This is a genomic window from uncultured Veillonella sp. (assembly GCF_905209685.1).
GTDB lineage: Bacteria > Bacillota > Negativicutes > Veillonellales > Veillonellaceae > Veillonella.
On record NZ_CAJLUB010000138.1, the window covers coordinates 1 to 4,167 of the forward strand.

3 protein-coding genes are annotated in these 4,167 nt (G+C 39.0%); 1 reads left to right on the plus strand and 2 read right to left on the minus strand.

The features are described 5' to 3' along the window. The first annotated feature begins 388 nt into the window (after positions 1-388). Complete coding sequence (locus tag QZ055_RS08310; RefSeq protein WP_156720080.1) at positions 389-1,882, plus strand: DASS family sodium-coupled anion symporter; 1,494 nt, start codon at positions 389-391, stop codon at positions 1,880-1,882. Between the two features lie 132 nt (positions 1,883-2,014). Here the strand turns inward: QZ055_RS08310 and QZ055_RS08315 are convergent, their stop codons facing one another. Then, positions 2,015-3,220, minus strand: a complete 1,206-nt coding sequence (locus QZ055_RS08315; protein WP_005386135.1) for an MFS transporter — start codon at positions 3,218-3,220, stop codon at positions 2,015-2,017. 219 nt (positions 3,221-3,439) lie between these two features. After that, positions 3,440-4,167 (minus strand): threonine--tRNA ligase (locus QZ055_RS08320; RefSeq protein ID WP_295826090.1); only part of this gene is annotated, 728 nt, incomplete at its 5' end.

Here is a 4,167-nt window from a genome sequence, read left to right on the forward strand (position 1 = left end):
TAGGTGAGTGGCGGATGGCCTCTGCTTCATAAATTACTTAATTATAATAACAAATCGACTGGTGAAAGTCAACAAAAAATATTGAGCTTTCAACAATAAATTTGTTATCACAACTCTTATAGTATAACAGACATTAGAATTTCTGTATATAGGTATACTTACTGACACCTATCCCCCTTTATGTATACAATATTCTTATAATTTAAATAACAAATTCTATAGAAAGTACGATACAATAATATTCATAGCATAGACTATCTTATATAGTGTGCCTTATAGCATAATCTAGTCAATATTGTGTGCCTTATAGCATAGTCTAACTTATATAGTTCACCTTATTTGGTATTATATAGTAATAGGTATTACACAAATAGAAAGGAGTTTTATTATGAGTGTAACAACCACTGCCCCTCCACAAAAGGCGCGTACAACTGCTCAAAATATTGGACTTATTTTATCCTTCATTGTTTTAGGTGGCATTTTATTATTGCCTACACCAGAAACATTATCTACCGGTGGTCATCGTATGATTGGGGTTCTCGCCTTTGCTATCATCCTATGGATGACGTCAGCCGTTTCCTATCCAGTGAGTGCCACTATGATTACAGCGCTTACGGCCTTATTATTAGGTTTTTCACCAAATCCTGAAGCACCTGCCAAGGCTATGGGTACCGCCAATGCCTTAAAGCTTATCATTTCTGGTTATTCTTCACCGGCTATGATTCTTGTAGGCGCTGCCATGTTTATCTCTGTAGCTATGCGCAAAACAGGTCTCGATCGTCGTATTGCCATGTTAGTATTGTCTAGCGTTGGTACTAAGGTAAGTCGTATTTACTTAGGTGTTATTATTACAGGTCTTATTCTTGCCTTTTTCGTTCCAAGTGCAACGGCTCGTATTGCCTGCTTAGCACCAATCATTATCGGTATTGTTGAAAACTTAGGTATTGAACGTAAAAGTCGCGTAGCCGCTCTACTCATGGTAGGTGCCGTACAAGCCGATACGTTCTGGAATATTATGATTCAAACGGCTGCCGCTCAAAATCTTGTGGCTGTAGGCTTTATACAAACTCAGATGAATACATCTATTAGCTGGATAGATTGGCTTACTGCGGCGGCTCCATTCTCCATCATTATGGTTATCATCGCCTATTTCTTAACACAAGCATTAATCAAGCCAGAGTTTAAAGAACTTGTAGGTGGCGATGTACAACTCGCTAAAATGCGCCAAGAAATCGGTCCTATGAGTACTGATGAAAAGAAACTGTTATGTATTTCTATCGGTCTTCTCGCATTGTGGGCTACCGGTGGCAAGCTACATTCTATCGATACAACAACTACAACAATTGTAGCTATCGCATTGTTCTTCTTCCCTAAGATTGGCATTATGGATTGGAAATTTGCACAGCCAAACATCGACTGGGGTTCCATCGTTATGTTTGGTGCAGGTATAGGTCTTGGCTCTGTATTACTGAAAACAAAAGCGGCTACATGGCTTGCTCAAGTATTCGTAAACGCCTTCTCCCTTGAAAGCGCCAGCGTATTCATCCTAATTGCTGTAATGGCGGCCTTCCTCATTGTCATTCACCTAGGCTTTGCATCTGCTACAGCCCTCTCCTCTGCTATGATTCCTATTGTAATTTCTATTGTAGTAGGACATAACGCAGAAGGTCTTAATCCAATTGGTGTAACCATGCTTATGCAATATGCCATCTGCTTCGGTCTAGTATTACCTGTAAACTCTCCACAAGGTATGGTAGCTTACGGTACCGACACATTCGACGTAAAAACATTTATGACTACAGGCATTCCATTGACTATTATTGGCTATGTAATGATGCTCGTATTTGCCCTTACATATTGGCACTGGATTGGTATCGCATAATACTGTACTTTCATAAAAATTATATATAAACCAAAAGGCTCTGTCATAAGACAGAGCCTTTTAAATTCACTATTTTCAATTGATTAATAACCTAAAGAGCACAATATATTTACTCTAAATTAATTCAATACATTATTCTAATTCTTTACCTTTAAGTTCAGGAATTAAGAATACAGTTGCTAGAATATCAAGTACGTAGATAATAGCTAGGAATGCAATTGCTACTTGGTAGGAGTACATAGAGATGATCATGCCTACTACCATTGGGCTAAAGCCGCCTACAGCACGGCCGATGTTAAATAGTACGTTTTGCGCAGTTGCACGGGCAGTTGTTGGGTATGCTTCTGCCATCAAGGCACCATAACCACCCATCATACCATTTACAGAGGCCCCTAAAATTGCCCCAGCAAATAGCATAGCTGTTGGATCAGATAGTTGAGAGTAAATCAAAATAGATGCTACAGCACATACTTGGAATAGAATAAATGTAGGTTTACGACCGATTTTATCTGCCAAACGTCCAAATAGCCAAATACCAACCATCATGCCACATACAGTAACAGCTGTCCATAAACCGGATTTTGTAAGGGAGAAACCTAATTGCTTACTTAAGAAATTAGGTAACCAAATCATAATACCGTAATAACCAAAGTTTTGAACTGATGTTAAAATAGCAACACCAATAGATGTCTTTGTTGTTCTTACATCTTTTACTAATAACTTGAAAGAGTTAGTATGTGAATGTTCCTTAGATTCTTTACTTTGTACAAAGATTTCTGGTTCATGTAGTTTAGCTCGGAATACCCAAGCAACCAAGGCAGGAATAATACCGACCATAAACATCCCGCGCCACCCAATAATAGGAATGAGTAACGGTGTTAACAAAGCGGCCGCTAATACGCCTAATTGCCAACCAAGCGCAACATAACTTGTTGCTTTAGCACGGTGCTTAGCAGGCCAAGCTTCGGCAGCTAGTGCCATGCCAATCCCAAATTCACCACCTAGACCAATACCAGCGATTGTACGGTAAATAAGAAGATCCCAATACCCTTGAGCAAAGGCACAAAGACCTGTAAATACCGCAAAAAGCACGATAGTCCAAGTCAATACGCGAACGCGACCAAACTTATCGGACAAGGTACCAAAGATAAAGCCACCTAGTACGGCACCTACCAAGGTCCACGTCACAAGAGAACCGGCTTGACCTGTAGTTAATCCTAAATCTCCAGAAATTAAGGTTAGCATAAAGCCTAAAATCAAGAGATCAAAACCATCCATTGCATAACCAATAGAGGACCCAATGACGGCTTTCCAGCCATATGAATTTACTTCTTTCATAATATTTCCTTTCGCTACTCACAGGTAACAATTAAAGAGATAGCCCCCACTATACAAATGGCAAACTCCTAGACTTAAGTCTAATGAAAGGCTTAGTATATGGGGGCTAAATTTATATGTTTATTTTAATACATATAAGAGATTAGATTATAACCAATTAAATATAATAACTCATCTTAACTGCATCATCTATATTGATGAATAAGTCATCTAAATCAATTAGTTACGTTCTTTAATTTCAATTTTAATGGAATTGAAGAATTCTTCGAATGGTACGGAACCTAATTCGTCACCACCGTGTTTACGAACGTTAACTGTACCTTCTTCAACTTCTTTATCACCTACAACAAGCATGTAAGGAACTTTTGCCATTTGTGCTTGGCGGATTTTGTAGCCGATTTTTTCGCTACGATCATCCACTTCTACACGTACATAGTCGCGGTGCATTTGTTTTGCCAATTCTTTAGCATATTCAACATGTTTTTCAGAGATAGGCAAGATTTTAACTTGTACAGGAGCCATCCAAGTTGGGAACGCGCCTGCATAGTGTTCAGTTAAGATACCGATGAAGCGTTCCATGGAACCGAAGCATGCACGGTGAATCATGATAGGACGGTGTTTTTGACCATCTTCGCCAATGTATTCGATTTGGAAACGTTCAGGCAAGTTCATATCCAATTGGATAGTACCACATTGCCATGTACGACCTAAGGAGTCTTCAATATGGTAATCAAGTTTAGGGCCATAGAATGCACCGTCGCCAGGATTGATTACGTAAGGAATACCTTTAGCTTCAATAGCATTACGCAATGCTTCTGTAGCCGCTTCCCAAATTGCATCGTCACCCATTGCATTGTCTGGTTTAGTAGACAATTCTACATGGTATTTTAAGCCGAATTGGCTATAAATACGGTCGAATAATTCGATAACTTTCATCAATTCAGATT

Bases quoted from the DNA above. Each gene is read 5' to 3' on its own strand.
- QZ055_RS08315 (WP_005386135.1), bottom strand. From the start codon at position 3,220: ATGAAAGAAGTAAATTCATATGGCTGGAAAGCCGTCATTGGGTCCTCT.
- QZ055_RS08310 (WP_156720080.1), top strand. From the start codon at position 389: ATGAGTGTAACAACCACTGCCCCTCCACAAAAGGCGCGTACAACTGCT.